A 19,579-nucleotide genomic window follows, 5' to 3' on the forward strand; every position below is an offset into this window, starting at 1 on the left:
TTCCGCACAAGAAAACCAAGAAAAGACCGCCCACGCACAGGAAGCGAGACGAACCGCCGAGGGCGGTCAGGCGGAACGTCCGTATGCTCGGTCGGGGTCGCCCTCCGCAGAGCGACCCCCGATCGCGGATGCGGATGGAGTGACGGATGCCGAGAGGATCGCGCCGGCCGGGCGGGCGCGGGAGGATCGGGCCGTTCCCGGTCTGGGTCGTCGTCACCGTCGCGCTCGCGCTGGTCGCGGCCGGGGTCGTCGTCGCCTTCGCCGGCGTGAAGAAGGACGAGGGGGCGACCGCGTCCGACGGGCAGACCCCGCCGGGCAACGCCGGCGTCGGGTCGGCGGGTGCCTCCGGGCCGGCGGCGAGCGGGCCGGCCGACTGCGCCACCTCGCTGGTGGCCAAGATGTCGCTGGAGCAGCAGGCCGGGCAGCTGCTGATGATCGGCACCCCGATCGGGTCGGCGCTGAACGCGACGCAGACGATCCAGCGGTACAAGCTGGGCGGCATCTTCCTGGCCGGGCGCAGCTCGGCGTCGGCCGCCTCGATGCGCCAGGCGATCGGGCAGCTGCAGGACGCGTCGCGGCAGGCGTCGGGGCTCGCGCTCCAGATCGGCATCGACCAGGAGGGCGGGCAGGTCCAGACGCTCAAGGGCACCGACTTCCCGGCCATCCCGACCGCGGTCAGCCAGGGCAAGCTCGACGACGCGACGCTGAAGGCCCGCACCGCCGAGTGGGCCGGGCGGCTCAAGGACATCGGGGTCACCATCGACCTCGCGCCCGTCGCCGACGTGGTGCCGGCCGACGTCGGCAAGGCCAACCCGCCGATCGGGGGGTTCGAGCGGCAGTACGGCTCGACGCCCGACCCCGTCGCCGCGGACGTGGCGACCCTGGTGACGGCGATCCAGGGTGTCGGGGTGCTCACCACACTCAAGCACTTCCCCGGGCTGGGGCGGGTGCGGGTCAACACCGACACCTCGACCGGGGCCCGCGACGACATCACGACCGCGAACGACCCGTCGCTCAAGCCGTTCGCCAGCGGCATCGCGGCCGGGTCGGCGGCGGTGATGATCTCCTCGGCGACGTACCCGAAGCTGGACCCGAACAACGTCGCCGCGTTCTCCTCGGCGATCGTCACCGACCTGCTGCGCGGCAAGCTGGGCTTCGGCGGGCTGGTGCTCTCCGACGACCTCGGCGCGGCCGAGGCGGTCGGGTCCGTGCCGGTCGGGCAGCGGGCCGTGCGGTTCGTCAAGGCCGGCGGGGACGTGGTGCTCAGCGTGCGCCTGCAGGACGCCGGGCCGATGTCCGACGCCCTGGTCGCCGCGGCGAAGGGCGACCCGGCGTTCGCCGCACGGGTCACCCAGTCCACCACGCGGGTCGTACAAAGTAAGATTCGAGCGGGACTGACACACTGCTAGGCGGTTGCCGCGCCCACCGGAGCGAGTGACACCGAAAGGCCGTCGGGGCCGAGGGTGACGTCGATGGAGGCGTCCTCGATGACGTCCTCGCCCAGCAGCGCCCGCGCGATGCGGGTCTCCAGCTCACGCTGCAGGAAGCGGCGCAGGGGACGAGCGCCGAAGACCGGGTCGAAGCCCGCTCCGGCGATGTAGTGCCGCGCCTCCGCCGAGACGTGCAGCGCGAGGCGCCGCTCGGCCAGGCGCGCGCGCAGGTCGTCGAGGAGCAGGTCCACGATCTGCTCGATCTCGGCCATCGTGAGCGGCCGGAACAGCACCGTCTCGTCGATGCGGTTGAGGAACTCGGGGCGGAACGCGGCCCGCAGCGCGTTCGTGATGCCCGCGCGGACCTCCTCGGTGAGCTCGCCCTCGGGCGTGACGCCGTCGAGGAGGAGCTGCGAGCCGAGGTTGCTGGTCATGATGATCACGGTGTTGCGGAAGTCGACGGTGCGGCCCTGCGAGTCGGTCAGGCGGCCGTCGTCGAGCAGCTGCAGCAGCGTGTTGAACACGTCGGGGTGTGCCTTCTCGATCTCGTCGAGCAGGATCACGGAGTACGGCTTGCGGCGCACCGCCTCGGTGAGCTGGCCGCCCTCCTCGTAGCCGACGTAGCCGGGCGGCGCGCCGAGCAGGCGCGAGACCGTGTGGCGCTCCTGGTACTCGCTCATGTCCAGCCGGATCAGGTTGTCCTCGGTGTCGAACAGCGCCGCCGCCAGGGCCTTGGCGAGCTCGGTCTTGCCGACGCCGGTCGGGCCGAGGAACAGGAACGAGCCGATCGGGCGGCGCGGGTCCTTGATGCCGGAGCGGGCCCGCACGACGGCGTCGGCGACGACCTGCACCGCCTCGTCCTGGCCGACGACCCGCTCGTGCAGGATGTCGCCGAGGCGCAGCAGCTTGTCGCGCTCGGCCTCCATGAGGCGCGTGGTCGGGATGCCCGTCCAGCGCGCGACGATCCCGGCGATCTCGTCGGCGGTGACGACCTCGCGCAGAAGCCGGTGTCCGGACTGCTTGTCGGCGAGGCGGTCCTCCTCGGCGTGCAGGCGCCGCTCGAGCTCCGGCAGCCGGCCGAGGCGCAGCTGCGCGGCCTGGTCGAGGTCGTACTGGCGCTCGGCGAGGTCGGCCTCGCGGCGGATCCGCTCGATCTCCTCGCGCAGCTCCTGGACCTTGCGGATGGCCTGGCGCTCGGCGTTCCACTGCGCACGCATCGCGTCGACCTCGCCGCGCAGGTCGGCGATCTCGCGGCGGATCTGGTCGAGGCGGGCGATGCTCGCCGGGTCGGTCTCCTTGGCGAGCGCCGTGTCCTCCATCTCCAGGCGCATCAGGCGGCGGGCGGCCTCGTCCAGCGCGGCCGGCTGCGAGTCGATCTCGGTGCGCAGCATCGCGCACGCCTCGTCGACGAGGTCGATGGCCTTGTCGGGCAGGAAGCGGTCGGCGACGTACCGATGGGAAAGCCGGACGGCCGCCACGAGCGCCGCGTCGAGGATCCTGACGCCGTGGTACACCTCGAGCCGCTCCCGCAGCCCGCGCAGGATCGTGATGGCGTCCTCGGGGCTCGGCTCGGAAACGAGGATCGGCTGGACCCGCCGCTCGAAGGCCGCGTCCTTCTCGATGTGTTTGCGGTACTCCTCGATCGTCGTCGCCCCGATCATGCGCAGCTCGCCGCGGGCCAGCATCGGCTTGAGCAGGTTCCCGGCGTCCATGGCGCCCTCGGCGGCGCCGGCGCCGATCACGGTGTGCAGCTCGTCGACGAACAGCAGGATGCGGCCCTGCGCGGCGGTCACCTCGGCGAGCACCGCCTTGAGCCGCTCCTCGAACTCGCCGCGGTACTTCGCGCCGGCGACCAGCGCGCCCATGTCCAGCGAGAAGATCGTCTTGTCGCGCAGGCCCTCCGGCACGTCGTGGTTCACGATGCGCTGGGCGAGGCCCTCGACGATGGCGGTCTTGCCCACGCCGGGGTCGCCGATGAGCACCGGGTTGTTCTTCGTCTTGCGCGACACGATCTGCACGACCCGGCGGATCTCCTCGTCGCGGCCGATGACCGGGTCGAGCTTGCCCGCCCGCGCGTCGGCGACGAGGTCCCGGCCGTACTTGGACAGGGCCTCGTAGGCGGCCTCCGGGTTGGCCGAGGAGACCCGCTGGGCGCCGCGCACGTTCGTGAGCTCGCCGAGCAGCCGCTCCCGGTTGAGCCCGGCGGACTGCAGCCGCCGCCCGGCGGCGGTCGAGCTGCCTTCGTCGACGAGCGCCAGGAGCAGGTGCTCGACGGAGACGTACTCGTCCTTGAGGCGCGCCGCCTCCCGCTCGGCCGCGTCGAGCAGCCGGGCCAGGCGCTGCGTGATCGAGACCTGCCCGGGCGGCGCGCCGGGGCCGGTGACGCTCGGGCGCCGGTTGAGGTCGGCCTGCAGCTCAGCGCGCAGCACGCCGATCTCGACGCCGCAGCCGGTCAGCAGCCGGGTCGCGACGCCTTCGGGCTGGTCGACGAGCGCGAGCAGCAGGTGCTCCCCGTCGACCTCCGGCTGCCCCGACCGGGTGGCCAGCCGCTGTGCCTCGAGCAGTGCCTGCTGCGACTTCTCGGTGAGACGGTTCAGGTCCATGGTCGCCTCCTGAGCTGTGCCTCGAGCTCGTCGATGCGGGCGAGCAGATCCAGCACCACGCCGACGGCGGCGTAGTTGAGCGGCAGGGTGGCGTGCAGCCGCCGGATGCGCGCGAGCTGCGTCAGCTGGGCGCCTTCGAACGCGGGCTCGCCGCGCACCCCGGCCACCGGTTCGAGCAGGCCGAGGGCGACGAGGCGCGTGACGAGCTGCGGGTGGACGCCGCCGGCGGCGGCGAACGCGTCCAGCGACATCGACGGGCGGTGTACGAGGGCGAGGTTCATCCGCTACTCCGGGGGTCGTACGTCGAGACCCGCGCCAGCTTCTCGAACAGCCGCCGTTCGTCGGCGCCCGGGTGTGGCGGGACCATGATCCTGATCTCGGCGAACAGGTCGCCGGGGTTGCCGCGCGGGTTGGGCAGCCCCTGCCCGCGCAGCCGCAGCTTGCGGCCCGACGAGGAGCCCGGCGGCACGTCGACGCGCACCTCGCCGCCGGGCGTGGTCAGCGGCACCTTCGCGCCGAGCTCGGCCTCCCACGGCGTGACGGGCAGCCGGACGGTGACGTCGCGGCCGGAGACCTGGTAACGCGGGTCGGGGCGCAGGCGCACCACGAGGTACAGGTCGCCTGGCGGGCCGCCGCCCAGCCCGTGGGAGCCCTGCCCGGCCAGCCGGATGCGCTGGCCCTCGGTGACCCCGCGCGGGATGGTGACCTCGTAGCGGCCGCCGCCGTGCAGGGTGACCGTGCGCCGGCCGCCGCGGTAGGCGTCCTCGAGCGTGATCGTCACCTCCGCCTCGGTGTCCGCGCCCGGCACCGCGCCGAAGCCGCCGCCCATGCCGCCGCCGCCCCCGCCGCCGAAGAGCCCGCCGAGCAGGTCCTCGAGGTCGATGTCGCGGAACCCGCCCGGCGCGCCACGCGGACCGGCGGAAGCGCCCGCGCGCGCTCCCGCCCCGACTCCGGCCCCGACGCCGGCGAGGTCGTACTGCCGGCGCCGCTGCGGGTCGGAGAGCACGTGGTAGGCCTCGGTGATCTGCTTGAAGCGATCCTCGGCGCCCGGCTCCTTGTTGACGTCCGGGTGTGCGCGGCGGGCCAGCGTGCGGTACGCCCGCTGGATCTCCTCCGCCGTCGCCGTCCGCGGCACCCCGAGGACCTCGTAGTAGTCAGCCGCCATCGCCGTCCTCCTTGGCGACGGCGACGACGGCCGGGCGCAGCAGGCCCTCCGGGCCGCCGTAGCCGGGGCGCATCACCCGCACGACCGTGCCGGGCGGCGCCTGCGGGTCGGGCACCGCCTCGGCCGCCTCGTGCCGGGCCGGGTCGAACGGCTCGCCCGGCGTGCCGAGCGGCCCGAATCCCAGCCGCTCGAGCACGTCGCGGGCTTCCTGCCGCACGTGTGCGACGCCCTGCACGATCGCCTGCGGGTCCGCCTCGGCGTGGTGCAGCGCCAGGTCGAGGTGGTCCAGGATCGGCAGCCACGCCGCCGCCACCCGCCGCCGCTCGGCCGCGGTGCGCTCGGCGACGAGCTTGTCGCAGCGTTTGCGGGCGTTGTCGGCGTCGGCGGCGGCGCGCTGGAACCGCTCCTCCCAGTCGATGTCCTCAACCCCGGACGGCGTCTCCTCGGTCATCTCAGCCGCCCGTGAAGTCGGCGTCGACGACGTCCTCGTCGGCGCTCGGCGGGCGCTGCTGCCCCTGTTGTTGCTGCTGCTGGCGGGCCGGGCCCGAGAGGCCGTAGGCGACCTGCCGCAGGTCCTCGGTGATGCCCTGCAGCCGCGCCTGGTCGGCATCGGGGTCCTTGACCGCGTCGCGGGCCTGCTGCACGAGCAGTTCGGCGCGGGCGCGCTCGTGCTCGGGCACCTGCTCGCCGCGCTCGTCGAGCATCCGCTGCACCTGGTACGCGGCGCCGTCGAGCTCGTTGCGCGACTCGACCGCACGGCGCAGGCGCTCGTCGTCGGAGCGGTGCTGCTCGGCCTCGCGCACCATCCGCTCGACCTCGGCCTTGTCCAGCGTGCCGCTCTCGGTGATGGCGATCTTCTGCTCGCCGCCGGTGGCCTGGTCGCGCGCGGAGACGTTCAGGATGCCGTTGGCGTCGATGTCGTAGGTGACCTCGATCTGCGGCGTGCCGCGAGGTGCGGGGCGGATGTTCTCCAGCCGCAGCCGGCCGAGGACCCGGTTGTCGGCGGCGCGTTCGCGCTCGCCCTGCAGTACCACCACCTCCACCGCCGGCTGGTTGTCCTCGGCGGTCGTGAACGTCTCGGTGCGCCGCGTGGGGATGGTCGTGTTGCGTTCGATGACCCTCGTCATGAGGCCGCCGAGGGTCTCCACGCCGAGCGAGAGCGGGGTGACGTCGAGCAGTACGACGTCGCGCACGTCGCCCTTGAGCACGCCGGCCTGGATCGCGGCGCCGAGCGCGACGACCTCGTCCGGGTTGACGCTCATGTTCGGGTCCTTGCCGCCGGTGAGGCGGCGCACCAGCGCCTGCACGGCCGGCATGCGGGTCGCGCCGCCGACGAGGATCACCTCGTCGAGGTCGCCCTCGCCGATGCGCGCGTCGCTGATCGCCTGGCGCACCGGGCCCATCGTGCGCTCCAGCAGGTCGTGCGTGAGCTCCTCGAACACCGCCCGCGTGACGGTCGTGGTGAGGTGCTTCGGGCCGTTGGCGTCCGCGGTGATGAACGGCAGGTTCACCTGGGTCTGCGGCACCGTCGACAGCTCGATCTTGGCCCGCTCGGCGGCCTCGGTGAGCCGCTGCAGTGCCTGCGGGTCCTTGCGCAGGTCGATGCCCTCGGCGCGCTTGAACTCCTCGGCGAGGTGGTCGACGAGGCGGTGGTCGAAGTTGTCGCCGCCGAGGTGCGTGTCGCCGGCGGTCGCGCGGACCTCCACGACGCCGTCGCCGACGTCGAGGATGCTCACGTCGAACGTGCCGCCGCCGAGGTCGAACACGAGCACCGTCTCGTGGCCGGCCTTGTCCAGCCCGTAGGCGAGGGCGGCCGCGGTCGGCTCGTTGATGATGCGCAGCACCTCGAGCCCGGCGATGCGCCCGGCGTCCTTGGTGGCCTGGCGCTGGGCGTCGTTGAAGTACGCCGGCACGGTGACGACGGCCTCGGTGACCTTCTCGCCGAGGTACTTGGCCGCGTCGTCGGCGAGCTTGCGCAGCACCTGCGCGGAGACCTCCTCCGGCGAGATCTCCTTGCCGCGCACGTCGAACCGGACGGCGCCGTCCGGGCCGGGCACGACCTTGTACGTGACGGTCTCGGCCTCTTCGGTGATCTCGTCGAAGCGCCGGCCGATGAAGCGCTTCGCCGAGGTGATGGTGCCGTCCGGGTTGAGCGCCGCCTGGCGCCGGGCGAGGTGCCCGACGAGCCGCTCGCCGGTGGGCGTGTACGCGACGACGGATGGGGTGGTGCGGCTGCCCTCGGCGTTGGGGATCACCGTGGGCTGGCCGCCCTCGAACGCGGCGATCACCGAGTTGGTCGTCCCGAGATCGATGCCTACTGCCCTGGCCATGGGTCTCAGATCCTTCCGACGCGTGACGTCCTCGGTTCCGAGATTCCGCGGGTGTACCGCGGGTGCCTCCCGCACTGCGGATGAGCCCGCGGCCCCGTTTGCCACGCCGCGCCCCGGGTAGCCGAATCCGCTCCATTGCATGGAGGTGATCCGGATGCAGTACCCCGACTTCATGCGCGCGGTCGCGGAGCGCATGGGCGACGCCTCGGCCGAGCGGACCCGGGCGGTCACGACGGCCGCGCTGCGGACCCTGGCCGGCCGGGTGCCCGGCGGCGAGGCGCGCGACCTCGCCGCCCAGCTGCCCAAGGAGCTGCAGGAGCCGCTGCTCACGCCCGGCGTACCCGAGCGTGCGGAACGCTACGACGTGCAGGGCTTCGTGCACCGGGTGGCGGCCCGGGCCGACGTGAACTTCACCGTGGCGCGCGAGGGCGCACGGGCGGTGCTGCTGACCCTGCGCGAGGCGGTCAGCCCGGGGGAGTTCGAGGCCGTGCGGCGCCAGCTCACCGACGACTACGGCGAGCTGCTGACCCCCGAGCCGGCCGCTTCGTGAGACCGGCCGGTACAGGCCGGCCCGGTCCGGGTCGGCTCAGCGCAGGTCGGCTCAGTCCAGGTCGACGATCTCGCGGCCCAGGGGCCAGAACGCCGCCGGCACGAGCTTGAAGTGGGCGATGCCGAACGGGATGCCGATGATGCTCACGCACAGCGTGATGCCGGCGGTGATGTGGGTCAGTGCGAGCCACCAGCCGGCGAGCACCACCCACAGCACGTTGGCGAGGCCGGTGGCGACGCCGGAGCCGCCCGGCTTCGGGCGCACCGTGCGGCCGAACGGCCACAGCGAGTACACGGCCAGGCGCCACGAGGCGATGCCGAACGGGATCGTCACCACGAGCACGAAGCAGATGAGGGCGGCGAAGGCGTAGCCGATGAACAGCACCAGGCCGCCGCCGAAGATGAGCCACAGCACGTTGAGGACGAAGCGAATCACGCCTCGATCATGACGTACCGCCGCAATCTCCGGCTGATGAGGATCCGGGTGAGCCGGGGACGGGGCGGCTTGGGCCGCGGCGGCGGGGGTAGTGCTGGCCGCCGCGAGCCCCCTTCACCCCGACCCGGAGGCGATCGCCGATGACCGCAACGCTGCCCGACGCGGAAAGCCCGCCGTTCCATGCGATGTCCGCCACCGAGGCGCTCGCGACGGAACACGTCGAGGGGCCCACCGGCCTGCCCGCGAGCGAGGTGACCGCGCGCCGCGAGCAGTTCGGGCCCAACCGCTTCACCGAGGTGCGCCGCGAGCCGCGCTGGCGGGCGTTCCTGCGCCAGTACGCCGACCCGATGCAGATCGTGCTGCTGTGCGCGGGCCTGGGCAGCCTGTACCCGCTCAAGCAGCTCGGCACCGGCCTGCTGCTCATCGCGCTCACGCTGCTCAACACCGTGCTCGGGCTGCGGCAGGAGGGCAAGGCCGCGGCCGCCGTCGGCGCCCTGCAGCGGGCGATGGTCACGAGGGCCCGGGTGCGCCGCGACGGCGAGCTCGCCTCGGTGCCGGCCGAGGATCTCGTGCCCGGCGACGTCGTGCTCGTCGAGGCCGGCGACCGCATGCCGGCCGACGGCCGGCTCGTGCGCACCGCCCGGCTGGAGGTCGACGAGTCGGCGCTGACCGGCGAGAGCCTGCCCGTGGCCAAGGACGCCGACGCGGTCGCCGCCGTCGCCTCGGCGCTCGGCGACCGGGTCGACATGGCGTACATGCACACGAGCGTCACCCGCGGCAGCGGCGAGCTCGTCGTCACCGCGACCGGCATGGCGACCGAGGTCGGGCGGATCTCCGGCATGCTGCAGTCGGGCAAGGAGGCCGAGACGCCGCTGACCCGGCAGCTGGCCCGCCTGACCAACCAGATCCTGCTCGTCGCCGGCGTCGCGCTGCTGCTGTCGGTGGTGCTGAACCTGGCCCGCGGCAACACCTTCGACGTCGTCTTCACCGCCGCCATCGCGTTCGCGATCTCGGCGATCCCGACCGGCCTGCCGGCCGTGGTGACCACGATCCTGTCGCTGGGCACGCAGCTGCTCGCCCGCGCCAACGCGATCGTCAAGCGGCTGCGCTCGACCGAGACGCTCGGCTCGACCTCGGCGATCAACTCCGACAAGACCGGCACGCTGACGCTCAACCAGATGACGGTGACGGAGCTGGCGATTCCCGGGCGGCGCTACACCGTCTCCGGCACCGGCTACGGCGCCGAGGGCGCCATCCGGCACACGGCCGGCGACCCCGACGTGCCGCTGGAGCCGTTCCTGCTGCCGATGGCGCTCGCCGGCGACGCCGAGGTGGCCGACGGCGCGCTGATCGGCGACCCGACGGAGGGCGCGCTCGTCGTCCTCGCCGCCAAGGGCGGGCTCGACGTCGCCGAGACGCGGCAGCGGTACCCCAGAATCGCCGAGATCCCCTTCGACGCTGCCTACAAGCTCATGGCGACGTACCACAGGATGACCGACGAGTCCGGCCGCGACGTGGTCCGGTGCTTCGTCAAGGGCGCGCCGGACCAGCTGCTCGCCCGCGCCACCGAGTTCGCCCGGCCCGGCGAGGCGCTGCGCCCGCTCACCGACGAGCTTCGCGAGCGCTACATGGCCGAGAACGCCCGGATGGCCGGCCAGGGCCTGCGGGTCATGGCCACCGCCCGCAAAGACTTCGACCCCGGCGCCTTCGACCCGCGCGCCGACCTGCTCGAGGCCCTCGACGGCCTCACGCTGCTCGCGCTGGCCGGCATCGTCGACCCGCCCCGCCCGCAGGCCCGCGACGCGATCGCGACGGCCAAGGCGGCCGGCATCCAGGTGCGCATGATCACCGGCGACCACGCGGTGACCGCCGGCGCGATCGCCGGGCACCTCGGCATCGAGGGGCGCGCCATCACCGGGGCCGAGTTCGCCGCGATGAGCGAGGAGCAGGCGCTGGCCGAGATCGACGGCATCGGCGTCATCGCGCGGGTCACGCCCGAGCACAAGGTGCGCCTGGTGGAGATCCTGCGCCGCAAGGGCCACATCGTGGCCATGACCGGGGACGGGGTCAACGACGCGCCCGCGCTCAAGCGCGCCGACATCGGCATCGCGATGGGCATCACCGGCACGGAGGTCTCCAAGGAGGCCGCCGCGATGATCCTCACCGACGACGACTTCGCCACCATCGTCAAGGCCGTCGCCATCGGGCGGGCGCTGTACGACAACCTCAAGCGGTACGTCTTCTTCCAGATGGGCGCCCTCACCGGGTTCATCGCCACGTTCCTCGGCGCGAGCATCCTCGGCATCGCCGCCGGCGTGCCGTTCCTGCCGCTGCAGACGCTGTGGGTCAACTTCACCACCCAGCTGTTCCAGGCCATCGGCCTCGGCTACGGCCGCCCCGAGCCGGACCTCATGCAGCGCCAGCCGCGCCGCTCCGACGAGGCGCTGCTGCCCGGGCGCATCCTCGGCTGGCTCGCGATCGTCGGCGTCGTGCTCGGCGCCACCACCCTGGTCGTCATCGCCGGCGCCGAAGCCCGCTACGGCATCGAGGTCGCCCGCACCATGGGCCTGACCACGTTCTCGCTGCTGAACCTGTTCCTGGCGCTGAGCGTGCGCAGCGAGACCCGCTCGGTGTTCAGCCTCGACACGTTCGAGGACCACCGGTTCCTGGTCACCAGCGGCCTGTCCGTCGCGGCGATCGTGCTCGCCACCGAGCTCGGCCTGTTCCAGCGGATGCTGCACACCGTCGGGCTGAGCGTCGGCCAGTGGCTCGTGTGCCTGCTGGCCTCCCTGACCGTCATCGTCCTCACCGAGGCGCGCAAGGCGTTCCTGCGCCGGAAGGGAGCCGTCCATGGCGCATAGCCAGCGCGACCGCATCGCCGAGCTCATCGCGCCCTTGCGGGTGCGACCGGGCGCCCAGGTGCGGCTGCCCCGGGACTACGACCCGGGCTTCACCGCCGACATGGTGCGCAAGGAGGACGGCGCCGCGTTGCTGCAGCGCGGGGTGAGCCTCCTGGCCGACTACCAGTCGCGGCTGGCCGCCGAGCGCAGCCAGGGCGTGCTCGTGGTGCTGCAGGCGCTCGACGCGGCGGGCAAGGACGGCACCATCCGCCACGTGATGAGCGGCGTCAACCCGCAGGGCGTGCGGGTGCACAGCTTCAAGGTGCCCTCGGCCGAGGAGCTCGACCACGACTTCATGTGGCGGTACTCCAAGCGCCTGCCCGCTCGCGGCGAGATCGCCATCTTCAACCGCTCGCACTACGAGGAGGTCCTCGTCGTGCGCGTCCACCCGGAGCTGCTGGACAAGCAGCGGCTCCCCGCGGCCGCGCGCCGCCGCGGCGTGTGGCGCGAGCGGTTCCGGGCCATCAACGACTGGGAGCACCACCTCACCCGCAACGGCTTCCGCATCGTGAAGCTGTTCCTCAACCTCTCCAAGGACGAGCAGCGTAAGCGGCTCCTGGCGCGCATCGACGAGCCGGCGAAGAACTGGAAGTTCTCCTCGGCCGACCTCGCCGAGCGGCAGCGCTGGGCCGACTACCAGCGCGCGTACGCCGCGGTGCTGTCGAACACCAGCACCGAGTGGGCGCCGTGGTACGTCATCCCGGCCGACCACAAGTGGTTCGCCCGCATCGCCGCGGGCGCCGCGATCGTGCACACCCTGATGGCGGCCGACCCGCACTACCCGACCCTGGACCGCCGGGCCCGCCGCGACCTGCTCGAACTGCGCGGCGCGCTCGAGAAGAGCTGAGCCCGTGCCGCAGCGGCTGATCCTGCGGGCCACGGAGGAGGGCACCGCAGCCGGCATCTACGGCGTCATCGTGGCCTCCGGTGTCATGGCCACCTCGCACGCCCACTCGGCGACGGCGACCGCGATCGCGGTGCTGCTCACGCTCGCCGTCTACTGGAGCGCCGAACGCTACTCGCGCCTGGTCGCCGAGCGCATCCACGAGGGCCACCGCCCGGCGTGGGCGGTCGTGCGGCGGCAGCTGTCCACCGGCTGGGAGATCGTGACCGCCTCGGCGCTGCCACTGTTCGTCCTCGTCGTGCTCGACATCCTCGGCGTCGGGCAGTACCCGGCGGTGCTCGGCGCACTGCTGTGCAGCACCGGGCTGTTGTGCCTGGCGGGCTGGGAGGTCGGCCGCAGCGGCCGGCTCAGCCGCGCCGAGCGCATCGTGTCGGCCGCCGTCGCCTGCAGCTTCGGCATTGTGCTCTTCGCGCTTAAGGCCGCGCTGCATTGAGCCTTTTTCTGGAGGTACCCCCAATGAATGCTGGGATCGGGGCACTGCTCGCCGACGTCGACGGCACCCTCGTCACCGGGGACAGCCGGCTCACCGGCAGGGCCGTCGGCGCCGTGCGGGAGCTGCAGCGCCGCGGCGTCGTCTTCGCCATCACGAGCGGCCGCCCGCCCAGCGGCCTGGTCGGCCTCGTCGAGCCGCTCGGCGTGACCGTGCCGATGGCGGCCTTCAACGGCGGCGCGATCGTCATGCCCGACATGCGGGTCGTCGACGAGCGCACCGTCCCGCCGGGCCTGGCCCCGTCGATCGTGTCCGCCCTGCGCGAGCACGACCTCGACGTGTGGGTGTTCCATTCCACGGGCTGGTACCTCACCGACGAGGACGCCCCGCACGCCCGCCGGGAGGCTCGCACGGTGAGCTATCAGCCGGTCGTGGTCACCGACCTCGCCCCGGTGCTCGACCGGGCGGTCAAGATCGTCGGGGTGGGCGACGACCACGATCGCGTCGCCCTGGCCGAGGCCGACCTGCGGGTCCGCTTCGGCGCCCACGTGACGGCGAGCCGCTCCCAGCCGCACTACCTGGACGTCACACACCCGTCGGCCACGAAGGGCGTGGTCGTCCAGCGCCTGTCGGACTACTACGGCATCCCGCTGGAGCACATCGCCACGATCGGCGACCAGCCGAACGACGTGGCGATGTTCGTGCGCAGCGGGTTGAGCATCGCGATGGGCAACGCGCCGGAGGACGTACGCCGCCAGGCGACCCACGTGACCGCCTCATACGAGCAGGAGGGCTTCGCGGAGGCGGTCGAGCGGTACGTCCTACCGAGCGTGGAGCCGCGGCCTGGCCCGCAGGGGTGAGGGCGTCAGGCCGTTGCGTGGCCGCGGGCTCTGATCGCCGCGGCGATCTCGGCGACGCCGAGGATGACGGCAGTGATGCCGGTCAGCAGGACCAGCGCGTGCAGCGACAGGCCCGGCCAGGCCAGGAACAGAATGCCGACGACGATCGACCCGACGCCGACGCCGAGCAGCCAGCCGCGCGTGTGGCCGTGCGCGAACATGCCCAGCAGCACCCCGGCGAAGCCGCTGAGCAGCCACGCCAGGCCGATGAGCACCGACATCGCGATGACGCCGGTGGCCGTCGAGCGTAGGCAGCCGATGCCGACGACCACCAGGAGCAGACCGAACGCGCCGTCGACCACCCCGCGCATGCCTATGCCGCTCGTGTGCTCCTCGTCGTGGCCGGCGCGGAACGCACCGGCGACCCGCATCACGCCGATGACGAGCAGCCAGATGCCGGTCAGCACGCCCAGCAGGCGCAGCGTGGCCCCTGGCCAGGCCAGCACCGCGGCACCGAACAACGTGGTGATGACCCCGGCGCCCAGCAGCGTCCAGAAGGGCATCGTGACGGGGCCGTGCGTGGCTTGAGCGGCACTTCCCGGAACGGTGGTCATGGGTTCCACCCCCCTCTTCATCAATCAGCCTTGACCTCTGCACCGTGGCGCCCATCGCCCTCCGGGGGTGATCGGGCGGCGGTACGGTGGGCCGATGCCGCCGCGCAGCCCGCTGGACGATCGCCTGCTCGCCGCGACCACGACCGTGCGCGGCCAGGACACGGCGGCCCGGCTCGCCGCCGTGCACGAGATGCTCGACCTCGCCGTGCGGCCCGGCGCCGACGCGCGGGCGATCGTGCTGGCCCTGGCCGGGCTCGACCACGCCGGCACGCCGCCGGTGCTGCGCGAGACGGCGCGTGCCGCCATTGCCGTCATCACCCGTATGGTTCCGGCGCCGCGGGTCGAAGGCGGCGCGGCGCTGTGGGGGATCGCGGACGCGGCGGCGTTCGACCCGGTCGCGAGCCGGCGCGCCGCGGCCGGGCGGCCCGCCGTCAGCGTGGCGATCGGCACCTCGGCGGGCGGCGAACCGGTGACGCTCGACCTGCGGCGGGAGTCCGAGGGCGGCGGCGGGGCCCACCTGTACGTCTCGGGCGCGACCGGATCGGGCAAGACCGAGCTGCTGCGGACCCTCGCGGTCGGGCTCGCCGCCGCGTATCCGCCCGAGGAGCTCAACCTGCTGTTCATCGACCTCATGGGCGGGTCCGCCTACCAGGCGCTCACCGCGCTGCCGCACTCGGTGGGGTTCGCCACGCAGCTCGACTACCCCACGGGGACCCGCGAGCTGGGCGAGGCGATCGCGGGCGAGGTGTACCGGCGGCAGGAGCTGTTGCGGGGCGGCGGCTACGGGCCGCGGCTGGTCATCCTGTGCGACGACCTCTCCGCGCTCGTCGCCTACGATCCCGGCTTCGTCGAGGTGCTGGTCCTGCTGGGGCGGGTCGGCGGGTCGCTCGGCATGCACCTCGTGCTGGCCGACGAACGCTTCGAGCCGCAGCGGCTGCGCGGGCTGGCGACCTACCTCTCGCAGCGGGTCGCGCTGCGCACGTACTCCGCCGCGCAGTCGCGGGAGCTCATCGGGGTGCCGGACGCGTACGAGCTGCCGAACGCGCCCGGGCATGCGCTGCTGCGCGTGGGTGAGGCGGCGCCGCGGGCGTTTCGTGCGGCATATGTGTCCGAGCAGTACCCGCCCTCGTGGGAGCGCCTCCCCGACCGGCCGACGGAGCTGGACGTGCTGATCGGGCGCATCGCGCCGCACGGCGAGCGGGCCCGGCAGCTCTGGCCGCGGGGCTAGCGGCTCTGGCCGCGGGCTAGCGGCTCCGGCCGCGGGGCTAGCGGCTCCGGCCGCGGGGCTAGCGGCCAGGTGTCGGCGTATGTGGGCGGGGGCGCATCGACGGGCGACAAAACCGGATGATCCGGGCATGCGCCTGAAGTTCGCGGCGACGGCGCTCGTCGCCACCGCACTACTGGTCTCCGGCTGCGGGGGTCCGGCCTCGCCGGCGCCGTCCGTGCCGGTCGTGCCACCAGCGTCCACCGGTGCCGAGCCGTCACGCAGCCCGGAGCCGTCCGCCACCCCGTCGCTCGCGCCGGTGCACGAGGGCTTCGTGGCACTGTCCGATGTGGATCCGAGCATTCTGCAGGACATGCGGTACGCCACCCCGCACAACTTCGTCGGGCGGCCGGTCGCCGGCTACAAGCAGCCGCGCTGCCTGGTGACCCGGCAGGCGGCCGAGGCGCTGCGCAGCGTGCAGCAGAAGGCGGTGGCCAAGGGGTACAGCCTCAAGGTGTACGACTGCTATCGGCCCCAGCAGGCGGTCGACGACTTCGTGTCGTGGTCGCACGACTCCGACCAGCGGATGAAGGGCGAGTTCTACCCGCACGTGGACAAGTCGCGGCTCTTCGCCGACGGGTACATCGGCGGGCCGACCGCGCACAGCCGCGGCAGCACGCTGGACCTGACGATCGTGGCGCTCCCGCCGCGGACGCAGCCCGGCTTCGACCCGGCGCAGCCGCTGCTGCCGTGCACGGCGCCGTCCGGGCAGCGCTTCGCGGACAACACCGTCGACATGGGCACCGGGTTCGACTGCTTCGACCCGCTCGCGCACACCGCCGCCGACGGGGTGAGCCCGGCGCAGCGTGACAACCGCGAGCTGCTGACCGGGCTCATGTCCGCCGGCGGCTTCACGAACTACCCCAAGGAGTGGTGGCACTACACGCTCCAGAACGAGCCGTTCCCCGACACGTACTTCAACTTCCCGGTCGCGTGAACATCGCCGCACGTACACCCGTCGATGGGCCACGGATCGCGGGCCATCGCTGCGACCGTTGCACGGTTGCGATCCCGGCGGCCACCGATACCGACTGAGCGCCGTCTACGCTCGTCGGCACGGCTACCTATGATGGCAAGCAGACATCGGCACGTGGCAACAACGGCGGGGGGACCAGCATCGTGACGGAGACGGCGACCGGGGTTCGGGCCGTGGCGAGGGTCGGCTCGACGTCCCAGCCCCCGCCGGGCACTCCGGAGATGCGCCCGGCCAAGCGCAGCGGGCAGCTCGGTCCGGTGCACATCCTGCAGCTGCTCGTCGTCGAGGCGCTGGTCGTCACCGCGGTGGCGCTGCTCGGCCAGGGCGTGCTGGTGGCGCTGCCGGTCGCCCTCGTCGCCGCCGTGCTGTGCATCGCCGTGCTGGCCCGCAGCCGCGGCCGCTGGTGGCTCGAGCAGTGGCGCATCACCCGGATGTTCCGCCACCGCCGCGCGGCGCGCCCGGCCGGCGGCCCGGCCGACGAGCTCGCCGACCTGCACCTGCTCGCACCCGGCCTGAGCATCACCGAGCTCGGCCGCGCGGGCGCCGCGCGCGACTCGAGCGAGACCACCGACCTCGGCCAGCTCGCCCGCGACGGCGAGCAGGCGCCCGACGCCGAGGCGCACGCCGTGGTCGCCGTCGCCCGCGACCCCGCGGGCTGGTATGCCGTGGCCGAGATCGAGCCCACCACCGTGATGGCCGACCAGCCCACCTCGCCGGTGCCGCTGCCGATGCTCGCGCGCACCCTCGCCGCCACCGGCCAGGCCGGCGTGCTGTTGCAGGTGGTCACGCAGGCCAGCCCCGCCACGTCGCCGGCCGTCCAGCCGCCGCCGCAGGCCGCCCGCTCCTACCAGGACCTGCTCAAGGAGATCGGCTCCGGCCCGGCGCCCGTCAACCGCGTGTCCTGGCTGGTCGTGCGCCTGGAGGAGCACCGCCTGGCGGTCGCCGGAGCCGACGGCGACGTGCACGAGCGCGCACCGGTCGTGGTCGCCGCGCTGCTGCGCCGCGCCGTGCACACGCTGCAGCGGGTCGGGCTGTCCGCCGGCCCGCTGGACCGGCCCGCTCTGCTCGCCGCGCTGCGCCAGGGCTGCGGCCTGCCGGGCGGCCCCGAGGGCCCGCACGAGGAGTGGAACGGCTGGCACAGCGGCCACCTGGTGCACAGCTGCTTCTGGATCAGCGAGTGGCCCGCGCCGCCCCGCGTGCCCGCGCTGCTGCAACGCCTCGCGACCATTCCGGCGATGCAGACGACGGTTGCGACAATCGTGGCGGTACCCCCGGCAGACCTCGAGGCCGACGTGCTCGACGCCCCGCTGGGCGAGGCCGAGCTGCGCTGCCTGGTACGGGTGGCCACGACGAGCGACCGCCTGGCTGATGCGCAGTCGGCCGTGGTCAGGTCCGCAGAGGAGCTCGGCGCGCAGGTCCAGCGCCTCGACGGCGAGCAGGCGCCGGCGGTCTACGCGACCGCACCGACGGGAGGGGGTCGCTGGTGAGCCAGCCGCCGTACGATCCGCAAGCGGACCCCTACCAGCAGCAGCACGCAGAGGCGACGCTGCGCCGCCCGCAGCAGCCGCAGCAGTATCCGCCGGGCGGTGGCGGTGCCGCGTACACGCAGGCCGCCGTGTACGGCGCCGCGGCCGCCCAGCCGCAGGCCGCGCCGGCCCAGGGCGCCCCCGCCCAGGTCCCCGCGCAGGGCACCGGCCAGCAGGCGCCCGCACCGTGGACGACCGGTCAGACCGTCGCCGCGCCGACCGTGCAGGGCGCGGCGCGCACCACCGAGACCTCCGAGGCCGCGAGCCAGGCCGCCGCCGTGGGCCAGCAGTGGGCGTCCAGCGCCGTGCTGACCCGCCCGAGCGCCGGCGCCGCGGCCGCACCGAGCGCACCGCCTGCGCCGCCCGGCACGGTGTACCGCCCGGGCGAGCGCGCACCGCAGCCGTCCTCGCAGCGCCTCACCGGCCTGCACATCGGCAGCCACCTGGTGAACGCGGCCGCGCTCGACCAGCTCTCCGCCCCCGCCCTCGGCCCCGGCCTGCTGGTCGGCGCCGACCGCGACCGCACCCCGGTCGTCGTGCGCCTCTTCCGCCGCAAGCCCACCAACATCGTCCTCGTCGGCGGCGTCTGGGCGGCCCGCCTGCTCACGTTCCGGGCCCTCGCCGTGGGCGCGCAGGTCTACGCCATCACCGCCCAGCCTTCGGCCTGGGACGGCCTCGGCGCACACGCCGTCGGTCAGCGGGAGCGGGTCCAGATGGCCCCGGCCGAGTTCGACCTGCCGCCGGGCAGCGCCTACCGCCCGATGCTCGTGGTGCGCGACACCGCCCCCGGCGGCGCCGCGGCGCCCCTGGCGGCCTGGCAGACCCGCGTCACCGTGGTACACCACCTGGACCACAACGCGATGAGCGTCCTCGGCGCGGCGGACCTGGTGCTGTTCCAGCGCCTGCAGCCGGGCGAGGCGCAGATCGCGGCACACGTGCTGGGCCTGAACGCCACGACCATGCGCCTGATGCAACAGCTGGAGCCGGAGATGCTGGCGGTGCTGGGCGACGGCTCCCACCGCTACGTCTGGCTGCACCGCACCGCGATCGAGAACTACCTACTGGGCGCGCCCCAGCGCTGACCCGGCGGGCCGCGGCCGGTCAGGCGTCGGGGTGCAGCAGGAGCTCGGCGAACTCCTGCACGCGGCTCAGGGTGATGCCGGTGCGCTGTTCGACGGCCAGCGGGTGGTCGGTGGCCTCCAGCTCGATGTGCGGGCGCTTGCCGACCCGCTGCGTGTGCACGTGGGTCTTGAGGCTCAGCGTCGTCGCCGGGTACACCGGGAGCTCGGTGCACAGCCAGCCGAAGTACGGCGGCTCCTGCTCCCGGCCCGGCGTCGTCCACACGTCGAGCATCCGCTCGAAGTTCGGGCGGCTCAGGGACACCCAGACGAGCCAGTCGAACTCGGGCTCGGCGTCGAGCACCGGGATGACGATCCGGCCGCGGACGTAGAAGAACCGGGCCTCGATGATGCACAGGTCGCTGTCGAGCATGCTGCGCTCGTCGTCCGCCAGCTCGTCGCGCCACTGTGCCGGGGCGGTGGGGCCGTAGGAGAACGGCATGCCCTCGTGGCGCTCGCCGCAGCACCGGCACAGGTAGCCAAGATCAGTCACCG

The 19,579-nt window shown here is 73.5% G+C and carries 18 protein-coding genes; 10 read left to right on the forward strand and 8 right to left on the reverse strand.

All coding sequences use genetic code 11. The features are described 5' to 3' along the window. The first annotated feature begins 146 nt into the window (after positions 1-146). Complete coding sequence (locus ABD901_RS25395; protein ID WP_345129774.1) at positions 147-1,409, forward strand: glycoside hydrolase family 3 N-terminal domain-containing protein; 1,263 nt, start codon at positions 147-149, stop codon at positions 1,407-1,409. On the opposite strand, the gene clpB is transcribed toward ABD901_RS25395, so the two are convergent. From clpB to dnaK, 5 genes are read right to left on the reverse strand one after another with little or no spacing between them, the layout of a single operon-like run. Then, positions 1,406-4,033, reverse strand: a complete 2,628-nt coding sequence (gene clpB, locus ABD901_RS25400) for an ATP-dependent chaperone ClpB (RefSeq protein WP_345129777.1) — start codon at positions 4,031-4,033, stop codon at positions 1,406-1,408. The genes ABD901_RS25395 and clpB overlap by 4 nt on opposite strands. Beyond that, positions 4,024-4,314 (reverse strand): chaperone modulator CbpM, encoded by a 291-nt coding sequence (locus tag ABD901_RS25405; protein ID WP_345129780.1) that lies wholly within the window; start codon positions 4,312-4,314, stop codon positions 4,024-4,026. Before ABD901_RS25405 ends, clpB begins: the two co-directional genes overlap by 10 nt. Beyond that, positions 4,311-5,198, reverse strand: a complete 888-nt coding sequence (locus ABD901_RS25410; RefSeq protein WP_345129782.1) for a DnaJ C-terminal domain-containing protein — start codon at positions 5,196-5,198, stop codon at positions 4,311-4,313. Before ABD901_RS25410 ends, ABD901_RS25405 begins: the two co-directional genes overlap by 4 nt. Next, on the reverse strand, positions 5,188-5,649 hold the full coding sequence (locus ABD901_RS25415; RefSeq protein WP_345129784.1) for a nucleotide exchange factor GrpE: 462 nt from the start codon (positions 5,647-5,649) through the stop codon (positions 5,188-5,190). Before ABD901_RS25415 ends, ABD901_RS25410 begins: the two co-directional genes overlap by 11 nt. A gap of 1 nt (position 5,650) precedes the next feature. After that, positions 5,651-7,528 (reverse strand): molecular chaperone DnaK, encoded by a 1,878-nt coding sequence (dnaK, locus tag ABD901_RS25420; RefSeq protein WP_345129786.1) that lies wholly within the window; start codon positions 7,526-7,528, stop codon positions 5,651-5,653. 139 nt (positions 7,529-7,667) lie between these two features. Here dnaK and ABD901_RS25425 point away from each other — a divergent pair, with 139 nt between their 5' ends. Then, the gene (locus ABD901_RS25425; protein WP_345129788.1) at positions 7,668-8,078 is read left to right on the forward strand and encodes a DUF2267 domain-containing protein; all 411 of its coding nucleotides are present in this window, start codon (positions 7,668-7,670) and stop codon (positions 8,076-8,078) included. A gap of 51 nt (positions 8,079-8,129) precedes the next feature. On the opposite strand, the gene ABD901_RS25430 is transcribed toward ABD901_RS25425, so the two are convergent. Then, entirely contained in the window at positions 8,130-8,513 is a 384-nt protein-coding gene (locus ABD901_RS25430) for a YccF domain-containing protein (protein WP_345129790.1), read from the reverse strand. Positions 8,514-8,653: 140 nt separating this feature from the next. Between ABD901_RS25430 and ABD901_RS25435 the strand changes: the two genes are divergently transcribed. The 4 genes from ABD901_RS25435 to ABD901_RS25450 are packed head-to-tail and all read left to right on the forward strand — an operon-like array spanning position 8,654 to position 13,607. Beyond that, positions 8,654-11,374: a cation-translocating P-type ATPase gene (locus ABD901_RS25435; RefSeq protein ID WP_345129792.1), complete on the forward strand. Its 2,721-nt coding sequence runs from the start codon at positions 8,654-8,656 to the stop codon at positions 11,372-11,374. Further along, complete coding sequence (locus ABD901_RS25440) at positions 11,364-12,260, forward strand: polyphosphate kinase 2 family protein (protein ID WP_345129794.1); 897 nt, start codon at positions 11,364-11,366, stop codon at positions 12,258-12,260. Before ABD901_RS25435 ends, ABD901_RS25440 begins: the two co-directional genes overlap by 11 nt. Positions 12,261-12,264: 4 nt before the next feature. Then, entirely contained in the window at positions 12,265-12,750 is a 486-nt protein-coding gene (locus tag ABD901_RS25445; RefSeq protein WP_345129798.1) for a hypothetical protein, read from the forward strand. Positions 12,751-12,773: 23 nt separating this feature from the next. Next, entirely contained in the window at positions 12,774-13,607 is an 834-nt protein-coding gene (locus ABD901_RS25450; RefSeq protein WP_345129799.1) for a Cof-type HAD-IIB family hydrolase, read from the forward strand. Between the two features lie 5 nt (positions 13,608-13,612). On the opposite strand, the gene ABD901_RS25455 is transcribed toward ABD901_RS25450, so the two are convergent. Next, the gene (locus tag ABD901_RS25455; protein ID WP_345129803.1) at positions 13,613-14,200 is read right to left on the reverse strand and encodes an HdeD family acid-resistance protein; all 588 of its coding nucleotides are present in this window, start codon (positions 14,198-14,200) and stop codon (positions 13,613-13,615) included. 94 nt (positions 14,201-14,294) lie between these two features. Here ABD901_RS25455 and ABD901_RS25460 point away from each other — a divergent pair, with 94 nt between their 5' ends. The 4 genes from ABD901_RS25460 to ABD901_RS25475 all read left to right on the forward strand — a co-directional run bounded on the left by ABD901_RS25460 (position 14,295) and on the right by ABD901_RS25475 (position 19,048). Next, positions 14,295-15,428, forward strand: a complete 1,134-nt coding sequence (locus tag ABD901_RS25460) for an FtsK/SpoIIIE domain-containing protein (protein WP_345129804.1) — start codon at positions 14,295-14,297, stop codon at positions 15,426-15,428. Positions 15,429-15,555: 127 nt separating this feature from the next. Then, complete coding sequence (locus tag ABD901_RS25465) at positions 15,556-16,401, forward strand: M15 family metallopeptidase (RefSeq protein WP_345129805.1); 846 nt, start codon at positions 15,556-15,558, stop codon at positions 16,399-16,401. A 182-nt stretch (positions 16,402-16,583) separates the two neighbouring features. After that, positions 16,584-17,927, forward strand: coding sequence for a type VII secretion protein EccE (locus tag ABD901_RS25470; protein WP_345129807.1), 1,344 nt, complete (start codon positions 16,584-16,586; stop codon positions 17,925-17,927). Continuing rightward, the gene (locus tag ABD901_RS25475; RefSeq protein WP_345129808.1) at positions 17,924-19,048 is read left to right on the forward strand and encodes a hypothetical protein; all 1,125 of its coding nucleotides are present in this window, start codon (positions 17,924-17,926) and stop codon (positions 19,046-19,048) included. Before ABD901_RS25470 ends, ABD901_RS25475 begins: the two co-directional genes overlap by 4 nt. 19 nt (positions 19,049-19,067) lie before the next feature. On the opposite strand, the gene ABD901_RS25480 is transcribed toward ABD901_RS25475, so the two are convergent. After that, complete coding sequence (locus tag ABD901_RS25480; protein ID WP_345129810.1) at positions 19,068-19,577, reverse strand: DUF2199 domain-containing protein; 510 nt, start codon at positions 19,575-19,577, stop codon at positions 19,068-19,070. Between the last annotated feature and the right edge of the window lie 2 nt (positions 19,578-19,579).

Source organism: Dactylosporangium darangshiense (assembly GCF_039537565.1).
Classification (GTDB): domain Bacteria; phylum Actinomycetota; class Actinomycetes; order Mycobacteriales; family Micromonosporaceae; genus Dactylosporangium; species Dactylosporangium darangshiense.

Excerpts from the sequence above, each read along its gene's own strand:
- ABD901_RS25435 (WP_345129792.1), top strand. The coding sequence starts at position 8,654 with ATGACCGCAACGCTGCCCGACGCGGAAAGCCCGCCGTTCCATGCGATG.
- ABD901_RS25425 (WP_345129788.1), top strand. The coding sequence starts at position 7,668 with ATGGAGGTGATCCGGATGCAGTACCCCGACTTCATGCGCGCGGTCGCG.
- ABD901_RS25395 (WP_345129774.1), top strand. The coding sequence starts at position 147 with ATGCCGAGAGGATCGCGCCGGCCGGGCGGGCGCGGGAGGATCGGGCCG.
- ABD901_RS25415 (WP_345129784.1), bottom strand. The coding sequence starts at position 5,649 with ATGACCGAGGAGACGCCGTCCGGGGTTGAGGACATCGACTGGGAGGAG.
- ABD901_RS25460 (WP_345129804.1), top strand. The coding sequence starts at position 14,295 with ATGCCGCCGCGCAGCCCGCTGGACGATCGCCTGCTCGCCGCGACCACG.
- ABD901_RS25405 (WP_345129780.1), bottom strand. The coding sequence starts at position 4,314 with ATGAACCTCGCCCTCGTACACCGCCCGTCGATGTCGCTGGACGCGTTC.
- ABD901_RS25455 (WP_345129803.1), bottom strand. The coding sequence starts at position 14,200 with ATGACCACCGTTCCGGGAAGTGCCGCTCAAGCCACGCACGGCCCCGTC.
- ABD901_RS25465 (WP_345129805.1), top strand. The coding sequence starts at position 15,556 with ATGCGCCTGAAGTTCGCGGCGACGGCGCTCGTCGCCACCGCACTACTG.
- ABD901_RS25440 (WP_345129794.1), top strand. The coding sequence starts at position 11,364 with ATGGCGCATAGCCAGCGCGACCGCATCGCCGAGCTCATCGCGCCCTTG.
- ABD901_RS25410 (WP_345129782.1), bottom strand. The coding sequence starts at position 5,198 with ATGGCGGCTGACTACTACGAGGTCCTCGGGGTGCCGCGGACGGCGACG.
- clpB (WP_345129777.1), bottom strand. The coding sequence starts at position 4,033 with ATGGACCTGAACCGTCTCACCGAGAAGTCGCAGCAGGCACTGCTCGAG.
- ABD901_RS25450 (WP_345129799.1), top strand. The coding sequence starts at position 12,774 with ATGAATGCTGGGATCGGGGCACTGCTCGCCGACGTCGACGGCACCCTC.
- dnaK (WP_345129786.1), bottom strand. The coding sequence starts at position 7,528 with ATGGCCAGGGCAGTAGGCATCGATCTCGGGACGACCAACTCGGTGATC.